This window comes from Paraburkholderia aspalathi (genome assembly GCF_905220735.1).
Taxonomy (GTDB): domain Bacteria; phylum Pseudomonadota; class Gammaproteobacteria; order Burkholderiales; family Burkholderiaceae; genus Paraburkholderia; species Paraburkholderia aspalathi.
On sequence record NZ_CAJNBA010000002.1, the window covers coordinates 511,036 to 527,568 of the forward strand.

A 16,533-nucleotide genomic window follows, 5' to 3' on the forward strand; every position below is an offset into this window, starting at 1 on the left:
ATTGTTCATTGTACAATAAAATGTAGTACATCATTCATGGCGGTACGGTGGCGCTGCTTTCGCGACCGCCGCGCGCCGTCATCGTCGTCCCACACTTAGTACCGTCATGACCCAAGACCCGATCAAGCTGGACCCCGCGCCGATTGCCGAGGCCGTCGCGAAAGCTGCTGAAATTTATGCTCAACGCAACCCCAGAAGCGCGTCGCAGTATGAGCAAGCCGCTCGCGTCATGCCGGGTGGCAACACGCGATCGGTCCTGTACTACTCACCGTTTCCCCTGGCCATCGCTCGAGGGGACGGTTGCCGCCTTTGGGATGTAGATAGTCACGAATACATCGACTTCATCGCCGAATTCACGGCGGGTATCTACGGACACTCTAACCCGGTTATCCGGCAAGCGATCGATGGTGCCCTCGACGGAGGTATCAACCTGAGCGGGCACAACCTGCTCGAGTCGAAGCTTGCTCGACTGATTTGCGACCGCTTCCCATCGGTCGATATTGTTCGTTTCACCAACTCCGGCACCGAAGCAAACCTGATGGCTATCGCTGCTGCCAAGGTTCACACGGGTCGCTCGAAGATTATTCTGTTCAGCGGTGGCTACCATGGTGGCGTGCTCACGTTCGCGAAAGGAAATAGTCCAGTCAACGTCCCGCATGATTTCCTGATCGCCCGGTACAACGATCTCGAAAGTGTGAGAGTGTTGTTCGAATCTCACGGGGGCGAAGTTGCCGCAGTGATCGCCGAACCGATGCAGGGAGCCTCCGGGTGCATTACCGCCGACCAGCAATTTCTGGCTGGTCTGCGCAAGCTGACGTCCGGGAACGGCGCGCTGCTTATCTTTGACGAGGTGATGACCTCCCGTCTCTCCCCTGGTGGGCTTCAGGAAAAGCTTGGCATCCATGCGGACCTCACAACACTTGGAAAGTACATCGGTGGTGGCATGTCGTTCGGTGCATTCGGAGGACGTGCTGCAATAATGGATCAGTTCGATCCTCGCAATCCAGATGCGACGCCGCACGCGGGCACATTCAACAACAACGTATTAACGATGGCAGCCGGAGCAGCTGGACTGTCGGAGCTGTACACGCCTGCCGTTGCGACGGAATTGAACGCGCGCGGAGAGTGGTTGCGAGCCCGGCTTAATTCAATGTGCGAGGTAAAGGATGTGGCGCTGCAGTTCATCGGCACGGGTTCGCTGATGAATTTACAGGCTGGCACGCATGAGATCCGTTCGGTGGAAGACCTGCTGCCGGTGGGAAACATTCTCAAGGACCTGTTCTTCTTTCATATGGCTGAACACGGCATCTATCTCGCTCGGCGCGGCTTCATCGTGCTAAGCATGCCGATCGGCACTGAGGAAATCGAACAGTTCATTGCGGTGTTCGACCGTTTCCTGGAGAGATATGCTGACATTCTCCGTGCGGGCCAGGTGCTCGCACATTGAGCTTTGTAGAAACAGGCAATGACTCTCAATTTTCATCGGGGGACACCACCGTGAAAGCTCCTCACGAGTTCGAATCGAAGAAGCTCATCCGGTTTCAGCATTGCGATCCAGCCGGAATCGTCTTCTACCCACAGTACTTTGTACTGTTTCACGAACTGATCGAGGACTGGTTCAACGACGGACTGGAGGTGAACTATGCTGACTTGATCGCTGTGCAGCGACTGGGTGTGCCAACTGTGAGGATTGAATGTGATTTCGTTGCGGCAAGCGCTATCGGTGACACGCTCCAATTGCGGCTGGCAGTGAGAAAAATCGGCACCAGTTCGATCGCCCTGACGCTCACGGCATTTTCGAACAACGAACTGCGCGTGCGAATCGAACAGGTCATCGTGCTTTTCTCGCTCGAACGCCGCGTGCCTGTGACGATCATCGATGATCTGCGGCGGCGCATTGAGCGCTTTCGTATTCGCGAACAGGCAAACGCGTCCCTATAACGATCTGAAATCCTGTAGGTCGAACCTCGACGATCGCTGGAACACAACTCGAAACACTTCACGGAGACGCAACATGGCTACCAACAAGGTTATCGTTCTCGTCGCCCCGACGGGCGGTATGGCGTTCAAATCGCAGAATCCTCATCTTCCTACGCAGCCCGCCGAAATAGCACGGGATGTCTACGATTGCTATAACGCCGGAGCCAGCGTGGTCGCGGTCCATGCACGGCTGCCCAACGATGAGGCTACCTGCAACGCCGATATCTACCGCAGCATCAACGAGCAGATCCGCGCGAAGTGCGACATCGTCATCAACAACTCGACAGGTGGTGGCGTTCACGGCGACATGATTCAGCCGATCGAAGGTGGCATGTGGGACACCGTCTGGGAGGAGCGCCTCAAAGGCATGGAGGCGGGCGCCGAGATGTGCACGCTGGACGCCTGCACGTTCGTGGCCAGTTTCGGCGGCAAGGAAGTGCTGCTCAATACGTCGCCTTCACGTTGCCGTTACCTCGCTGAAGAAATGAAAAAACGTGGCATCAAGCCGGAGTGGGAGGTGTTCAGCCCTACGCATATCGTGCAGGACGTCAACACGCTGATCCAGCTTGGTCTCGACGAACCGCCTTATGTGATCAACATGGTCATGAATGCGCATCGCGGTTTCCAGAACGCCATGCCGTACAACCCAAAGTCGCTCCAGTACATGGTCGATCTACTGCCGAAAGACAGCATCTTCTGCGTGAGCGGAATCGGTCCGGCACAACTGCCGGCGAGCGTGAACTCCCTGCTGCTGGGCGGGCGGATTATTCGCGTCGGGCTTGAGGACAATCTTTATTATCGCCAGGGGCAGTTGGCGCGCAACGTCGAGCTCGTTGAACGGACTGTTCGTATCTTGCGCGAAATGGATTATGAGATCGCTACGCCGGCCGAGGCGCGCCAAATGTTGGGCCTGCCTCGTACCGACACGCCGGTGCGTCCGCAGTTCTCAGTGGCGTAACTCGCCTGCTGTTAGCGGCGTTCTTCGGGCCCCCACACGTCAGAGAATGTTCAACGCGTTCAAAGGTGGTCGGGGTCGCATCGTCGCGGTCTTTGAACCATGGATTCGATGCAGGGAGGAAAAGGGCGCAGCTTGAATCGCCTCAACCGGTGTCACCACCCGCCACCGGCAACACGGTGCCGGTGATATAGCTCGCCTCGTCTGAAGCGAGGAACAGTATCGGCGCGACCTGTTCGTCGATACTGCCGTAGCGTTTAAAGAAGGTGGATTCAGTAACCTGCTTCACCGCGTCGCTCATCCAGACCTTTTCCCGCTCGCTATCGCCGGCTGTGTTGCGAGGAACGCGTCGCGGCGGTGCGTCGGTCCCGCCCGGCGCAGTGGCAACCACACGGATATTGTGCTCCGCGTACTCCATCGCCAGAGACTGCGTGATCGCGTTGACACCGCCCTTGGCCGCCGAATAGGGTACACGGCGGATACCGCGCGTGGCATTCGAGGAAACGTTGACGATGGTGCCACCGTTCCGTTTGAGCAGATGCGGCAACACAGCATGGCACGCGTACAGCGTAGGCATGAGTGAACGGCGAATTTCCGCGTCAATCTGCTCAGGTTCGAACTCAGCGAATGGACGCATACGAATCGCGCCACCGACGCCATTGATCAGTATGTCGATGCCGCCAAAATTGCTCACTGCAAAAGCCATCGCCGATGCCGCGCCTTCATACGTCTCGAGGTCGGCAACAAAGCCTGCCGTTTCTGCGCCACTTGCTTCAGCAGCGACTTCAGAGACGAACTCCGCGCGGTCGACGAACAGCACCTTGCCACCTTCAGCGGCCGCACGCAGCGCTACGGCGCGTCCAATGCCCTGTGCCGCGCCTGTGACGACCATGACCTTGCCGGCAAATCGTTGCGTGCTCATGCGGTCCTCGGTGCTGCGTTAGGAGTGAACTTCTCGTAGTGGAAGCTGTTGGGCTTCACGCCGTTATCGTCGAAATGCTTACGCACTGCATCGACCATCGGTGGCGGCCCGCACAAATAAACGTCGACGTCACCATCATTCAAGGCCTCGGCCGGCATGTGCTGCGTCACCCAACCTTTGCGGGGATGAGTCGAATCCGTGTCGGCCACGACGGTGGCGTAGGTGAAATTTGGCAACTTCGCCACGTAGGCTTCAATGGCATCGACCTGCACCAGATCGAGGTCTCGGGTCACGCCATAAATCAGGTGGACCTTCTGCTGCGAGTCGGTACGCGCCAGCACTTCCAGCATCGACAGGAACGGAGCCAGACCCGTGCCGCCAGCGAGGAACAGCAACGGCCGCTCCACGGCGCGCAGATAGAAACTACCGAGCGGCCCGGTCAACTCCAGCCTATTGCCAGGCTGCGCAGAATCGAGCCAGGTGCTCATCACGCCACCGGGAATTCGCTTGATCAGAAAACTGACTTTCGATTGCCCCGGCGCGGATGAGAAAGAATACGAACGATGCTGGCCGCTGCCGGGAACATCGATGTTGACGTACTGGCCCGCCAGGAATACCGGCGCGCTTGCATCCACGTCCAGTTCGAGCACGACTGCCGCATCGTTGTGCGGCTCCACCTTCGATACCGTCGCGGCGAACCGGCTCTGTTCAGTCTTGCATGCAGTGGAAGAGGCGGGCACGGCAATCACACAATCGCTTTGCGGCACCATCTGGCAGGTGAGTACAAGGCCACTGTCTTTCTCGTCGTCGCTCAGTGCGTCTTCAATGTAATCGTCGCCAAGGTCATAGCTGCCACTTTCGGCGCGGCACTTGCAGGTGCCGCACACGCCATCGGAGCAATCCATTGGCAGGTTGATTTTCGCGCGAAAGGCGGCATCGAGCACCTTTTCGCCCGGCTTGCATGCGACGAAGCGGGTCACGCCGTCTTCGAAGTTCAGTGCAATGTTGTAAGTGGACATGTTGTCTCCTCTACTTCCAGTTCCCTCCCGGCGCTCGACATCAAACGTGGTAAATGTCGAGCACCTGGCGGATGTAATCGTTCTTCAGCACAATTTTCTTGCTGGCAATCAGCAGGGCATCGTCGACCTTTCGCAACGTAACGAACATCGTGCCGAAAAAATGATCGTTGATTCTGTAGCGGTGGCTGAGCGTGTCGAAGTTGTAGCGCACGTCCACTTCGTTGCCGCGTTCGGCCAGCACTTCCACATTGGTGACGTTGTGACTGGTCCGCGGTTCAGGCATCGACGCGCTACTGCGTTCGGTCTTGATGCGGAACACTCGGTCTTCCAGGCCGCCACGGTCCGGGTAATACATCAGCGAGATCTGACTCTCGTGGTCATCGGTGAGCCGGTCGTCGTCGTCCCACGCGGGCATCCAGTAGGTGACGTCCTCGGCGTAGCAGGCCAGCCAATCGTCCCACTGGCGGTCGTCGAGCAGACGCGCTTCGCGGTAAAGCGTGGCGCAGATTTTGGGGTAGTCGAAGCTCATGCCACGGTCTCCTCTTGTTCTTTCTTCAGTGCATCGCGCATCACCTGCACCCAGTATTCGTGCTGGCACACAAACAGGCCTTCGTCTTCGCTGCGCTCGCCTGAGATGAGCGGCTTCATGCCCATGCTTTTCGCGTTCCCGTCCGGACCTTCGACCCACAAGGGCGCGCCACGCGAAAGGTCGTTCCACATCGCGGTGGCGCCGGCATAGCCGGCCTGGCAGGCACGGAACTCTTCGAGGTCATCCGCGGTACCCATGCCCGTGACGTTGAAGAAATCCTCGTATTGGCGAATGCGGGTAGCGCGGTCGGCTGCGCTCTCACCCTTGGGGGCAAAGCAGAAGATGGTGACTTCGGTCTTGTCGACGCTCAGCGGCCGAATCACGCGAATCTGGGTGCTGAACTGGTCCATCAGGAACACGTTTGGATACAGGCACAGGTTGCGAGTCTGATTGACGATGAAATCCGCCTTTGCTTCGCCGACACGTGCCTTGATTTCCTCGCGGTATTGATAAACCGGTCGGACTTCCGGGTTCATCGTCTTGGTCCACAACAGAATGTGGCCGTGGTCAAAGCCGTACACGCCGGCTACCGACTTGCTCCAGCTATTCGCATCCACAGCCTTCGTGCCATCGACCTTGCGGCGGTCCATCGTCGCAGCGTAGTTCCAGTGCACGGTGCTGACGTGATAGCCGTCGCAGCCGTTCTCCATCTGCATCTTCCAGTTGCCGTCGTAGATGTAGGAGGAGTTGCCCCGCAATACTTCAAGTCCGTTCGCAGCCTGGTCGACGATCTGGTCGATGATGACCTTGGTCTCGCCGAGGTAGTCCTCGAGCGGTTTCGCGTCCGCGTTGAGGCTGCCGAACAGGAAGCCGCGATAGCTCTGGAAGCGCGCGACTTTCTTCAGATCGTGCGAGCCGTTGGTGTTGAACTGCACCGGATATTCGGTGGTCTTCACGTCCTTCACTTTCAGGAGCTTGCCCGTATTGGCGAAACTCCAGCCGTGGAACGGACAGGTGAAGGTGCCTTTGTTGCCGTGCTTTTTCCGGCAAAGCATGGCGCCTTTGTGCGCGCAGGCGTTAATGACCGCGTGCAGTTCGCCGCTTTTGTCGCGAGTGATCACGATGGGCTGGCGGCCGATCCAGGTGGTGTAGTAGTCGTTGTTGTCGGCAACCTGGCTTTCGTGAGCCAGGTACACCCAGTTGCTCTCGAAGATATGTTTCATCTCGAGCTCAAACAGATCGGCGTTGGTGAAAATATCGCGGCGGCAACGGAATACGCCGTTTTGCTTGTCGTCCTGAACGGCGGTATGCAGCAGTTCATCCAGTTGCGAGGCTTTGTCGATAATTGCAGACATGCGTGCTCTCCCTACGCGTGCGCCAGGTCATGGAGCACGCGCATCGGTGTCGAAAGATTCTTGCGAAAGATTGAGCGGCAGCGGGGGTACGACGTAGCTGCCGCGTTTAGCGGTCAGGCGATAGCAGACGCACGCAGACGATGGACGGCCTGGTTATCCTTGCCCTGAACCAGCGGAGTCAACGCGATGTTGAACTCGATTTCCTTGTACGCGTCGGCCTTCATACCCAACGCAGTGCCGCCGGTCTTTTCGACGACATGCGGAATCAGATCCTCGCGGGTCGCGTAGGCGAAGTCATCCCAGATCAGCGGATCGCCTTCAATATTGATTTGCGTCGTCAGCTTGCGGTGCTTGTCGCTGGTGACGAAGAAGTGCACGTGCGCCGGGCGGTTGCCATGGCGGGCGAGCACGTTCAACAGTTGTTGGGTCGCGCCCTGCGGCGGGCAACCGTAGCCCACGGGCATGAGCGTACGGAATTCGTACTTGCCGTCGGAACCGGTGCTGACCGCTCCGCGCAGGTTGAACTCGCTCTGCGCGCCGGTCGGGTCGAAGTGCGAATAGAAGCCTTTTGAATTTGCGTGCCAGCATTCGACCACCGCACCTGCGACGGGTCTGCCGTCCGGGCCGGTTACGGTGCCGCGGATCACCAACGGGCCGGCATCCTCGTCCGGATCGATATCAATCTTCGACACGCCATCGTGCACCGGCGCACCGGCGACATACAGCGGGCCTTCGATAGTACGCGGCGTGCCACCGGTGATTTCAGCAGCCTTGTCCTCTGCATCCATGCGAATGTCGAGATACTTCTCGAGACCGAGACCTGCGGCAAGCAGGGCCGCTTCGCCGTCCTGGCCGAGCTTGTTGAAATAGTGAACGCCGGCCCAGATTTCATCGGGCGTCATGTCAAGGTCGTCGATGGCCTTGAACAGATCGACCAACAGGCGATGGACAATTTGCTGGGCGCGAGCACTGCCGTCCCGGCTACCGACGTTAGCAGCAGCCTTTAACAGGTCCTGCGCTTCCTTCGTATCGAACACTTTGACGCTCATGTCTGCTCCTGAATCTCTATTTTATTTGGGGGTAAACCCTTGGTTTAGCGCCCTCTTGGATATGCTTGAAAGGTATAATGGGTGCTGAAACAGAGTGTGAATGCAGAATAGTGGACGCCGGAAGGCCTCGTCCAACACTGATTTAGTATCGGTCTATATCTACAAGGTATTGAAATGGAGCTGCGCCATCTTCGCTATTTCGTTGCCGTAGCCGAGGAACGTAATTTCACGCGCGCTGCGCAGCGGCTGAACATGGCCCAACCGCCTCTGAGCCGTCAGATACAGCAACTTGAAGAGATTCTCGAGGTGCAGTTATTCCAGCGCGACTCGCGCCCGTTGAAGCTCACGGAGACGGGCAAGTTTTTCTATGCTCATGCCGTCCAGTTGCTGGCTCAGACGTCTGAACTCGAATCAATGACGCGGCGCGTGGGCAACATCGAGCGCAGCCTCTCCGTCGGTTTCGTGGGTTCGACGTTGTACGGCATGTTGCCAAAAATCATCCGGCGCTTTCGCGACGAGAACACGACCGTCGAACTCAGCCTCCATGAGATGTCGACGATGGACCAGATTCGCGCGCTGAAAGACGGTCAGATCGATGTCGGGTTCGGCCGTATCCGGCATGAGGACGCCAACATCCGCCGGGTGATTCTTCGCGAGGAGAAGATGATTGTCGCCTTCCCGGAGGGCCATGCACTCTCATTGGGCAAACCCGTCCTCGGGCTCAGCGACCTGGTCAACGAGACCCTGATTATTTTCCCCAAGGCGCCGCGGCCCAGTTATGCAGACCAGGTACTATCGGCATTCGCAGACCGTGGTCTCAAGCCTCGCCGCATATATGAAGTACGGGAGTTGCAGATTGCGCTGGGCCTCGTCGCAGCGGGGGAAGGCATTTCCGTCGTTCCGAGTAGTGTGTATGGCCTGAAGCGAGACGACGTGAGTTACAAGGAACTGGACGACCCCACGCTGGTGTCCCCAATCATCATGAGCACGCGAATGCTCGACGAGTCGCGCGATCTTCGGGAACTGCTTGAACTCATCTACCGGTTGTACGAGGAGGAAAGGGTACCTTACGCGCCCCGTAACGATGCCGGGCGGTGATACTCGCTGACTGCCCGACGCCATCAGTAGGAAACTCCCAGGTAGCCTGAAACGATTGACCGGCGTGTACTAGAGTGTACTTACGACGCCTTCAACGGAGGTTCTGCCGTGGATACTCATTCGATTCTGGGCATGATTCACGCCGAAGAGGCTTTACTGGTCTCCATCGTACGGTCGTTACCTCCGGACATCAGACGCGCGGTCGCCAACGATTTTCATGAGCAGGTTGAACTCGCCGGGACTTCGCACCTGAATCCGACAACCGATCGGGAAGCGAGCGACGCGTTTAAGGCACACATGAAGAGGTTGTCGATCATGCTTGCCTCGCTGTCGTGAAGAGACGTCGATCAGTCCGAGGCGCCATGTGTGGCGTGCACGGCTCATGCTGATCCTTTTCATTGCGCCCGCAGGTCTGTTTCGCGATGGCGTCGCGCGTCTGCTTGGTGAGGTGGCGGACGGCGCCGAAGTGAAATGCGCCGACTACACATTGAACCCTTTCGACCACGGGCAAACGGTCGACGTACTCGTGCTCGACGGTGACTATCTGCCGGAAGCGCTTACTACCGCAAGCGCTTCTCGCCACGGTGCACCTAATCTGCCCGTGCTTGCACTGCTGACCTCGGTCGATCCTCAGACCGTCGAGCAATTCATCTCGGCAGGCGTGGCAGGTCACCTGGGTAAATCGGAGTCCACCAATGCACTGATCAGTGCGCTGCGCCTCCTCGCTGCCGGTGGGCGGCATCTGCCATCGGACATACGCTTATCGGCGTCCACCGCGGCTACCGCCGGTACCGCTTCCACCGACGCGCTGCCAAAGTCCGCCGGCGCGGCCGAACCCAATTCCGACTTCCTGACCCCTCGCCAACTGCAAGTGCTGGCGCTCGCGGCGCGCGGCGATTCGAACAAGTCGATCGCGCGGCAGTTGAACATTACGGAAGGGACCGTAAAAGTGCACTTATATACGGTGTACAAAGCACTCAAGGTTGGCAGTCGCGGGCAGGCGAGCGTTGCCGCGGCGCGCTTGCAGAAGGTCGGCGATGTGCAGCTTCACCACGCGCTGGACGGCCAGCTTTCAATCAGTCGACTGCTGGCTTATACGGCGCCCACCCGTTTTCAATCTGGCCACGTTCTCTTTCACAAAGATGACCGAAGCGATGCGCTTTACTACATGGTGCGCGGAACAGTCATGCTCGAGGAGATCGGCATCGAGGTGGGGCAGGGCACGATACTGGGCGAAATCGGGCTCTTCTCTCCGGACCATCGGCGCACGTGCACGGCCCGTTGCAAAAGCGAATGCGAATTGTTGGTGGTCTCGGCGACCGACGCGATGCGACTTTATTACCAGGATCCGGATTTCGCCACCTTTCTGATTCACTTGATTACCCGCCGATTGGAGGCCGATAAGCTGCGCACGAAGCGTTAATTGCGACGCTCGAACGCTTATTGCAGACACGGCAATTCAACGTGCTTCAACTTTGTCCGATATCGACTGACATAAAGCGGACCGCGGGCAAAAAAAGCCATTTTCCCGATGTTTTTTTGACCTATAACACATACAAATCGCCAGTCTGCTGAAGACATCGGCCGCGCGTTCGCGTCGCCCCGTCAGGCGGCGAGATTCACCATTTCGAGCATTTTCGGCTCAACGCTGAAAGGTTGCGCTTGCGTGGGCGCGGCTCTTCCGACGTGACATTTGAAAGAATGCGCTGGGACAGTGAAGTCCTTTGCGTATAGGACCGTGCACGCCCACAAAATGGCTTGAATAAACGTCATGGCAGATTTCCCCCATTTACCGGATGGCCTGGTTTGTGTCGTTCGCTCCGTGCTGTTTATGGATCTCGTTGAATCCTGCAGGCTGATGCAGGATAACGAGGTCGAAGCAGCGCGGCGCTGGCGCGCGTTCAAGGCGCGGATCGAGAACGAGTTGGTGCCTGCGCATGGCGGCCGCCTGATCAGAACGGAGGGCGACGGACTCATGGTCACGTTCATGCGCCTGCAGGATGGACTCGCCGCGACCTTTGCGATCCAGCGCGCGTCGCGCGAGGCCAACGCAGGCGAGCCGGCGAGCACGCACATGCTCTTGCGGATGGGCTTGCACGTCACGGAGTTGTACGAAGACGAGCGTGATGTGTACGGCCGCGGCGTCAATCTGGCTGCGCGCCTCTACACGCTGGCGGGACCGGGAGAGATCGTGGTGTCCGCGCAGGTACGGGACCAGCTGACGTCCGAACTGGATGCGGAAATCGACGACCTCGGCGAATGCCATCTGAAGCATTTCGAGCATCCGGTGCGTGCCTATCGGATCGGCCCGCCTGGGCCACGTCCGCTGATCGAGCGTGGCGCTGGTTTTTTGCCGGAGTTGCGGCCCACCATTGCGGTGATTCCTTTCATCTTGCGTGGCGGCGGCGTCGAACAGCAGATGCTCGGCGAAGTGCTCGCCGACGAGATCATTTCCTCCTTGTCTCGCACGGCCGAGCTTCAGGTGATCTCGCGTTTGTCCACGACCGCGTTTCGCGAGCGCGGCGCGTCGCTCGACGAAATCAGTGGGTTTCTCGGCGCGCGTTACGTGCTGTCGGGCGCATATCGCATGTCGGGCGATCAGTTCGTGCTCGTCGCCGAGCTTGCCGAGGCCAAATCGCGGCACATTTTGTGGACCGAGAGCATCAGAGGCCGCACGTCCGAGATCATGCTCGGCGAAGACGAACTGATCGGCCGGGTGGTCGGCGCGGTCAGCAACGCGATCATCAATCGCGAACTGCATCGGGCGCGATCGCAGGCGTTGCCCACGCTCGAAATATCGACACTGCTGATGAGCGCTATCGTGCTGATGCATCGCGGAGTAGCGGACGACTTCAACCGCGCGCGAGACATGCTGGACGCGGTGATCGAACGCGCGCGCAGACAGGCGTTGCCGCATGCATGGCTCGCCAAGTGGCATGTCCTGCGCTTTAATCGCGGCTGGACTGACGACCGCCGCGGTGAAGCGCATATAGCGCTCGAATGCACGCGACAGGCGCTGGACGCCGATCCTGAGTGTTCGCTCGCGTTGACTATCGACGGATTCGTGCACACGAATCTGCTCAAGCAACTCGACGTCGCGCAGCAGCGCTACGCGCTCGCGCTCTCGGTCAATCCCAACGATTCGCTTGCATGGCTGCTCAAAGGCACGCTGCACGCATTCGAAGGCGAGGGCGAGGAGGCGGTCGACGCAACCGAGCGCGCCCTCAGGCTTTCGCCGCTCGATCCCTTGCGCTATTTCTACGAATCGCTCGGAGCCACGGCAGCGCTATCCGCAGGCCGCTACGAACGCGCGGTGGAACTGGCGCAACGGTCCCTGCGGGTGAACCGTACCAACACGTCCACGTTACGCGCGCTGGCGATCGCGCAATCGCTGCTCGGCGACGTCGAGGCGGCGCGTCTGACGGTCGGCGAAGTTCTGGCCATCGAGCCGACGCTGACGGTGCAACGTTATCTCGAACGCTCGCCTAGCGGCGCATACAAGACCGGCAAGATCTGGTCGGAGGCACTTCGTCAGGCGGGATTGCCTGGTTAGATAAAAGAAGCAATGAATGCGGTGCTGGATCCCTGAGAGTGGAGACATATCGTGAGCGGACTTGGCGGTGCTGGTGGGGCGGGCGGCGCTGGCATTCCGCCCGGCGGTGGCGGCGCGGGCGGTGTCTATGATGCGGGCGGCGGTAGTTCGGGCGACCCGCGGCTTCTCGCGGAAGCGCTGATCGGACACCGCGACGGGATCGTGGGCAGTTGGCGGACTCCGGAACTGGTGACGCTCAACTTCGACAATCAGAAACTGCAGGATCTCCCTACCGCGCCTGCGCTCGACGATCCCGCTCAACTGTGGCGCTGGGAGCCCTGGGTCCGCGCGACGGTGCTCGATTTCGAACTGCTGAGCAGTTTGCGCTTTTCGTTTCCAAACCCTGCTACCGCCACGCTGTCTCACCGGGCAATCGCACAAGGCGGCGCGGACGTGGACATCGTCTCCTTGAGCCGCCCGGACGTGGCCGTTTTCACGAAACAACTCGACTGGCTGGACTTCTATTCGGACCTGCGCGAGGACCGCGCCGCGGAGATACTGTGTCAGATGGGTCCGCAAGTGGCGTTCTGGAGCACCCTCATCTTCCTGCACCCGAGCCGCACGCCGAAGACGCTCGAACTACTCGATACCGCTGTGCGATTCGCGATCTTCGCGGAAATTCGTTTCAAGCATGCGATCGCGGCACAAAGGCCGATCGAGTATTCAACCCAGGTCCAGCCGATGATCCAGACGCCAGGGCATGGCTCGCTACCAAGCGGCCATTCGACCCAGGCGTTCATTATCGCGGTAGTGCTGTGCGCATTGTTCAATGAGGGGCCTGGCTCCGTATTCCAACAGCAGGTGATGAGGCAGGCGTACCGCGTCGCGGTGAATCGCACGGTAGCGGGTGTGCATTTTCCGATCGACAGCATTGCGGGGCACGTGCTCGGTACTTCACTCGGGGAATACTTTGTCGCGCGGTGTAAGCGAAAGCTTGGCGGCAACGGCATGATTACTCCGCGCTATTTCAAGGGCAACAGCATCAACGCCAATGGTCCGCGCGGCAACCCGGACTTCGACTATCACGAGCCGCTGAGCAACACCGATGTCGCCACCTACATCCTGAACAATTCGGGCATGACCGCGCCACAGGTGCGAGCCTATTTCTCGTTCATCGACTGGGACTCTACGCAAACGGCCGTGGATGGATCCGCCATTCTGTCGTGGCTATGGAACCAGGCGGCGAGCGAGTGGACGGGCAAGAGTCTCCAGAACACGCGTTAGCCGTAAGCTGTCGATGCGTGCGGAAAAGGTGGCATACGAGGTGGCATATGAGCTGGCAATCTTTGGCGGGTGGCGGCGCGTGGAGCGGTCTCAACTGGATCGGACGGGCTGCCAATAGCACTCGCGCCGACCCCTATCTGGCGTGGGCGGACACAACGGCGTTTGCTCACCTCGGAGGGCAACCCACGTGGGTGCGCGTCATCCTCGAACTGGAAGCGCACTGGCCAGGAGCGGCCGCTACGCCCCTTACCGCGCAGACGTTCGCGGAGAGTCTGGAAAACGGCAACGCCACGTGGAAGGCGTGGATTAAGGTATCGACCGTCTATCGCTTTCCGCCGCGTGATCTGAAAGCGTCGCGCTTCCTGAGCGCGATCGTGACAAAGCAGTTCTTCACCGAAATCGATGGCGCCATGAAGGGCGTCGTGAAGCGCTTCGAGCTCGGGATGCCGATCGCTCCTGGCGACGCGGTGCAGTCCGTGGCTCCCGGTTCCGAAGCGTCCATGCTGGGAACGCCGCCCGTCTTCGTTCCCGTCGCTCAGCCAGGCGCCGCGTCCACTGACGCGGCGGACCAGCCGCACGCCGTATTCATGGGTGTCATGGACGACGGCCTGGCGTTCGCTCACGAACGCTTTCGTTCCGTCGCCGATATTCCGTTGACCCGTATCGAATACTTCTGGAATCAGGATGACGCAGCGGCGCCGCCGCTCGGCGTGCACTACGGGCGTGAGCTAGCCGGCGCCGACATAAACGGCTTGCTTAAGCAGTGCGTGACCAAAGGACTCGTCGATGAAGACGCCGTGTATCGACTCAACGGTTACGTCGGCGCACGCAAACGCTGGGCGCACGGCACGGAGGTCATGGATCTCGCGTGCGGCGTGAGGCACAACAGGATCGAGGCCGCCGCGTTGACCCTGGAAGGGGAGCGGACGGGAACGGTTCAACCGCCGCGCATCCTGTGCGTCCAGTTCAAAACGGCAGGGCGAACGATTCGCGACACGTCCGGGCTCTGGTTCGCCGTGCACGCACTCGACGCGATCCGCTACCTCCTGCGTCGCGCCGACGATCTTGCCGACGGCGCAGAGTACTCGGTTGTACTCAACCTGAGCTATGGCTATATGGCGGGTCCGCACGACGGCAGTTCGATCATTGAATGCGCGATGGACGAACTGATCGGTCTGCATCGCGATCTATCCATCGTCGTACCCGCGGGAAACAGCAACATGCTGCGCTGTCACGCGGTACTCGAGCTTGAGAAAGGAACGTCGAGCCCGATCACGTGGAGGGTCCTGCCCGATTGCGCCACGCCTGGTTTTCTCGAGATATGGTTGCCGAAGAATGTCGATGCATCCAGCCTGACCGTTCAGATCACGCCGCCGGGGGGAGACAAGAGCCCCGCGTTTCCCGTCGAGAATCTCTACACGTGGCAACCGGGGCGCAATGTGCTGTGCACGGTGGTCTATCTGGACTGCGTCGCGACGGGGGACTGCAAGATGATCCTGATTGCACTCGCCCCTACGACGATGAATCAGTCTCAGCGCGATCCGGCGCCGGCGGGCAACTGGACCGTGACGTTGACGAACGGGTCGAGTGACGATCTGGAGATTCATGCGTGGGTGCAGCGTAATGAAACGGCCTACGGCTATCCATTGCGAGGGCGCCAGTCGCGCTTCGAGGATCAGGCGTACAAGCGGTTTGTTTTTGGAGCCCACGTGCGGGACTTCGACGCAGGCAATCCGTTGACGTGGATCAAACGTGGCGGCACGTTGAGTTCTATTGCGACCGGCGAGCACACCGTCGTGGTCGGTGCCTATCGCAGGACTGACGGACGCGCTGCGACTTACTCATCGACCGGACCTTCTCTTCTGGCGACGCAGCGATTGGGTCCGGATGCGGCGGCGGTCAGCGAAGACTCCGTCGCATGCGCAGGTGTGCTGGCTGCGAGTACGCGCAGCGGCTGCCTCGTTGCGTTGAGTGGAACCAGCGCCGCGGCGCCGCAGGTGGCACGCTTGCTGGCGAGGCAAAAAATCATCGAGCACGCGAATGGATTGCAGCCCAATACGTTCACGCCTCAGCCTTCCGCTCGCGTGTGGATTGAAACCGAGGCGAATTCCCTCGATCCGGATCAGGTCGCGTCGGTTCCTCACCTGCTAGGCTCATGTGTCGGCACGTTGAACCCACCGCCGGTAGCGATCGGTCAACACGCCTATGTGCCGCGTCTGCCTGCGATTCGGGCGGGCTCCGGCAGGTTGCCTTCGCCGCGCTGGAAGAAAAGAGGTATCAAGCTGTAGCGAAGCCATAGCGCGCCGAGGACCGGGTCTTGTTCACCCGGTCCTCGTCGTGCGTTACCTGCGTCATGTGCATCACGTGCGTCCGCTGCAGGCATTCGGAGCGGACAGGAAGATCATTGACCTCCCTTGAAAAGCTCCTGGAGCCTTGCGGCTTCTCCGTTCCGCTGCGAGCGCACGAGGTCCTGATAGACATCGGCGCGGGTTTTGCCCTGCTGAGTCGCGGCGCCGCCCGACATCGAGTTGGTCGACATGTCTGGCCCTTGCGAACTGTTCATGATTTCGGTCGCCGTCGGCGGCTGTTGCGCGGTGGTGTCCTGCGCGTTTGCCTGCCATGAGCACGCGCAGAGCACGCCGCTGACCAGTAAAAGTGCTGTCTTCATTTTGACTCTCCTTTAGAAGTGGCGGCGCCTGCACCCACTGCGCCGAACCGAAGCGCCGATGTGCGCCGTGTCCAGGGAGAAAGCGGGTCGCTCCGTGGAACGGAGTGAGTGCGATCGGGCGAGGTTGCAGAGACGCTTAGGC

Annotated in this window: 15 protein-coding genes; 9 read left to right on the forward strand and 6 right to left on the reverse strand. The window is 59.7% G+C overall.

Annotated features, from left to right (window positions below; genetic code table 11):
* Window positions 1–106 precede the first annotated feature (106 nt).
* The 3 genes from KHO30_RS13080 to KHO30_RS13090 all read left to right on the forward strand — a co-directional run bounded on the left by KHO30_RS13080 (window position 107) and on the right by KHO30_RS13090 (window position 2,938).
* Window positions 107–1,447, forward strand: coding sequence for an aspartate aminotransferase family protein (locus KHO30_RS13080; RefSeq protein ID WP_200620145.1), 1,341 nt, complete (start codon window positions 107–109; stop codon window positions 1,445–1,447).
* Window positions 1,444–1,941, forward strand: coding sequence for an acyl-CoA thioesterase (locus tag KHO30_RS13085; protein WP_234486820.1), 498 nt, complete (start codon window positions 1,444–1,446; stop codon window positions 1,939–1,941). The genes KHO30_RS13080 and KHO30_RS13085 overlap by 4 nt, the downstream gene beginning before the upstream one ends.
* 73 nt (window positions 1,942–2,014) lie before the next feature.
* Window positions 2,015–2,938, forward strand: a complete 924-nt coding sequence (locus KHO30_RS13090; RefSeq protein ID WP_200620146.1) for a beta-keto acid cleavage family enzyme — start codon at window positions 2,015–2,017, stop codon at window positions 2,936–2,938.
* Window positions 2,939–3,080: 142 nt separating this feature from the next.
* Here the strand turns inward: KHO30_RS13090 and benD are convergent, their stop codons facing one another.
* From benD to catA, 5 genes are all read right to left on the reverse strand, one after another.
* Window positions 3,081–3,857, reverse strand: a complete 777-nt coding sequence (gene benD / locus KHO30_RS13095; RefSeq protein ID WP_200620147.1) for a benzoate diol dehydrogenase BenD — start codon at window positions 3,855–3,857, stop codon at window positions 3,081–3,083.
* Complete coding sequence (gene benC, locus KHO30_RS13100; RefSeq protein WP_200620148.1) at window positions 3,854–4,876, reverse strand: benzoate 1,2-dioxygenase electron transfer component BenC; 1,023 nt, start codon at window positions 4,874–4,876, stop codon at window positions 3,854–3,856. The genes benD and benC overlap by 4 nt, the downstream gene beginning before the upstream one ends.
* A gap of 40 nt (window positions 4,877–4,916) precedes the next feature.
* A complete protein-coding gene (benB, locus tag KHO30_RS13105; RefSeq protein WP_200620149.1) occupies window positions 4,917–5,405 on the reverse strand; it encodes a benzoate 1,2-dioxygenase small subunit in 489 nt (162 codons plus the stop codon).
* Window positions 5,402–6,760 (reverse strand): Rieske 2Fe-2S domain-containing protein, encoded by a 1,359-nt coding sequence (locus tag KHO30_RS13110; RefSeq protein ID WP_211701224.1) that lies wholly within the window; start codon window positions 6,758–6,760, stop codon window positions 5,402–5,404. Before KHO30_RS13110 ends, benB begins: the two co-directional genes overlap by 4 nt.
* A gap of 113 nt (window positions 6,761–6,873) precedes the next feature.
* A complete protein-coding gene (gene catA / locus KHO30_RS13115) occupies window positions 6,874–7,809 on the reverse strand; it encodes a catechol 1,2-dioxygenase (RefSeq protein ID WP_093640174.1) in 936 nt (311 codons plus the stop codon).
* A 174-nt stretch (window positions 7,810–7,983) separates the two neighbouring features.
* Between catA and KHO30_RS13120 the strand changes: the two genes are divergently transcribed.
* The 6 genes from KHO30_RS13120 (at window position 7,984) to KHO30_RS13145 (ending at window position 16,011) form a co-directional block, all read left to right on the forward strand.
* On the forward strand, window positions 7,984–8,907 hold the full coding sequence (locus KHO30_RS13120; RefSeq protein WP_093640171.1) for a LysR family transcriptional regulator: 924 nt from the start codon (window positions 7,984–7,986) through the stop codon (window positions 8,905–8,907).
* A 108-nt stretch (window positions 8,908–9,015) separates the two neighbouring features.
* A complete protein-coding gene (locus KHO30_RS13125) occupies window positions 9,016–9,243 on the forward strand; it encodes a hypothetical protein (RefSeq protein WP_054035211.1) in 228 nt (75 codons plus the stop codon).
* A 46-nt stretch (window positions 9,244–9,289) separates the two neighbouring features.
* Window positions 9,290–10,330 carry a LuxR C-terminal-related transcriptional regulator gene (locus tag KHO30_RS13130; protein WP_211701225.1) on the forward strand — a complete coding sequence of 347 codons (1,041 nt, stop codon included), beginning with the start codon at window positions 9,290–9,292 and terminating at the stop codon, window positions 10,328–10,330.
* 408 nt (window positions 10,331–10,738) lie between these two features.
* Entirely contained in the window at window positions 10,739–12,460 is a 1,722-nt protein-coding gene (locus KHO30_RS13135) for an adenylate/guanylate cyclase domain-containing protein (RefSeq protein ID WP_244864020.1), read from the forward strand.
* A gap of 51 nt (window positions 12,461–12,511) precedes the next feature.
* Window positions 12,512–13,723, forward strand: a complete 1,212-nt coding sequence (locus KHO30_RS13140; RefSeq protein ID WP_244864021.1) for a phosphatase PAP2 family protein — start codon at window positions 12,512–12,514, stop codon at window positions 13,721–13,723.
* 47 nt (window positions 13,724–13,770) lie between these two features.
* The gene (locus tag KHO30_RS13145) at window positions 13,771–16,011 is read left to right on the forward strand and encodes a S8 family serine peptidase (protein ID WP_211701227.1); all 2,241 of its coding nucleotides are present in this window, start codon (window positions 13,771–13,773) and stop codon (window positions 16,009–16,011) included.
* 113 nt (window positions 16,012–16,124) lie between these two features.
* Here the strand turns inward: KHO30_RS13145 and KHO30_RS13150 are convergent, their stop codons facing one another.
* Window positions 16,125–16,391, reverse strand: a complete 267-nt coding sequence (locus KHO30_RS13150) for a DUF4148 domain-containing protein (protein WP_093640156.1) — start codon at window positions 16,389–16,391, stop codon at window positions 16,125–16,127.
* Window positions 16,392–16,533: the final 142 nt, after the last annotated feature.

What these genes read in the sequence shown, in the direction of transcription:
- KHO30_RS13080 (WP_200620145.1), top strand. Translation starts at nt 107, where the DNA reads ATGACCCAAGACCCGATCAAGCTGGACCCCGCGCCGATTGCCGAGGCC.
- KHO30_RS13090 (WP_200620146.1), top strand. Translation starts at nt 2,015, where the DNA reads ATGGCTACCAACAAGGTTATCGTTCTCGTCGCCCCGACGGGCGGTATG.
- benD (WP_200620147.1), bottom strand. Translation starts at nt 3,857, where the DNA reads ATGAGCACGCAACGATTTGCCGGCAAGGTCATGGTCGTCACAGGCGCG.
- benC (WP_200620148.1), bottom strand. Translation starts at nt 4,876, where the DNA reads ATGTCCACTTACAACATTGCACTGAACTTCGAAGACGGCGTGACCCGC.
- benB (WP_200620149.1), bottom strand. Translation starts at nt 5,405, where the DNA reads ATGAGCTTCGACTACCCCAAAATCTGCGCCACGCTTTACCGCGAAGCG.
- KHO30_RS13110 (WP_211701224.1), bottom strand. Translation starts at nt 6,760, where the DNA reads ATGTCTGCAATTATCGACAAAGCCTCGCAACTGGATGAACTGCTGCAT.
- catA (WP_093640174.1), bottom strand. Translation starts at nt 7,809, where the DNA reads ATGAGCGTCAAAGTGTTCGATACGAAGGAAGCGCAGGACCTGTTAAAG.
- KHO30_RS13120 (WP_093640171.1), top strand. Translation starts at nt 7,984, where the DNA reads ATGGAGCTGCGCCATCTTCGCTATTTCGTTGCCGTAGCCGAGGAACGT.
- KHO30_RS13130 (WP_211701225.1), top strand. Translation starts at nt 9,290, where the DNA reads ATGCTGATCCTTTTCATTGCGCCCGCAGGTCTGTTTCGCGATGGCGTC.
- KHO30_RS13135 (WP_244864020.1), top strand. Translation starts at nt 10,739, where the DNA reads ATGGATCTCGTTGAATCCTGCAGGCTGATGCAGGATAACGAGGTCGAA.
- KHO30_RS13145 (WP_211701227.1), top strand. Translation starts at nt 13,771, where the DNA reads ATGAGCTGGCAATCTTTGGCGGGTGGCGGCGCGTGGAGCGGTCTCAAC.
- KHO30_RS13150 (WP_093640156.1), bottom strand. Translation starts at nt 16,391, where the DNA reads ATGAAGACAGCACTTTTACTGGTCAGCGGCGTGCTCTGCGCGTGCTCA.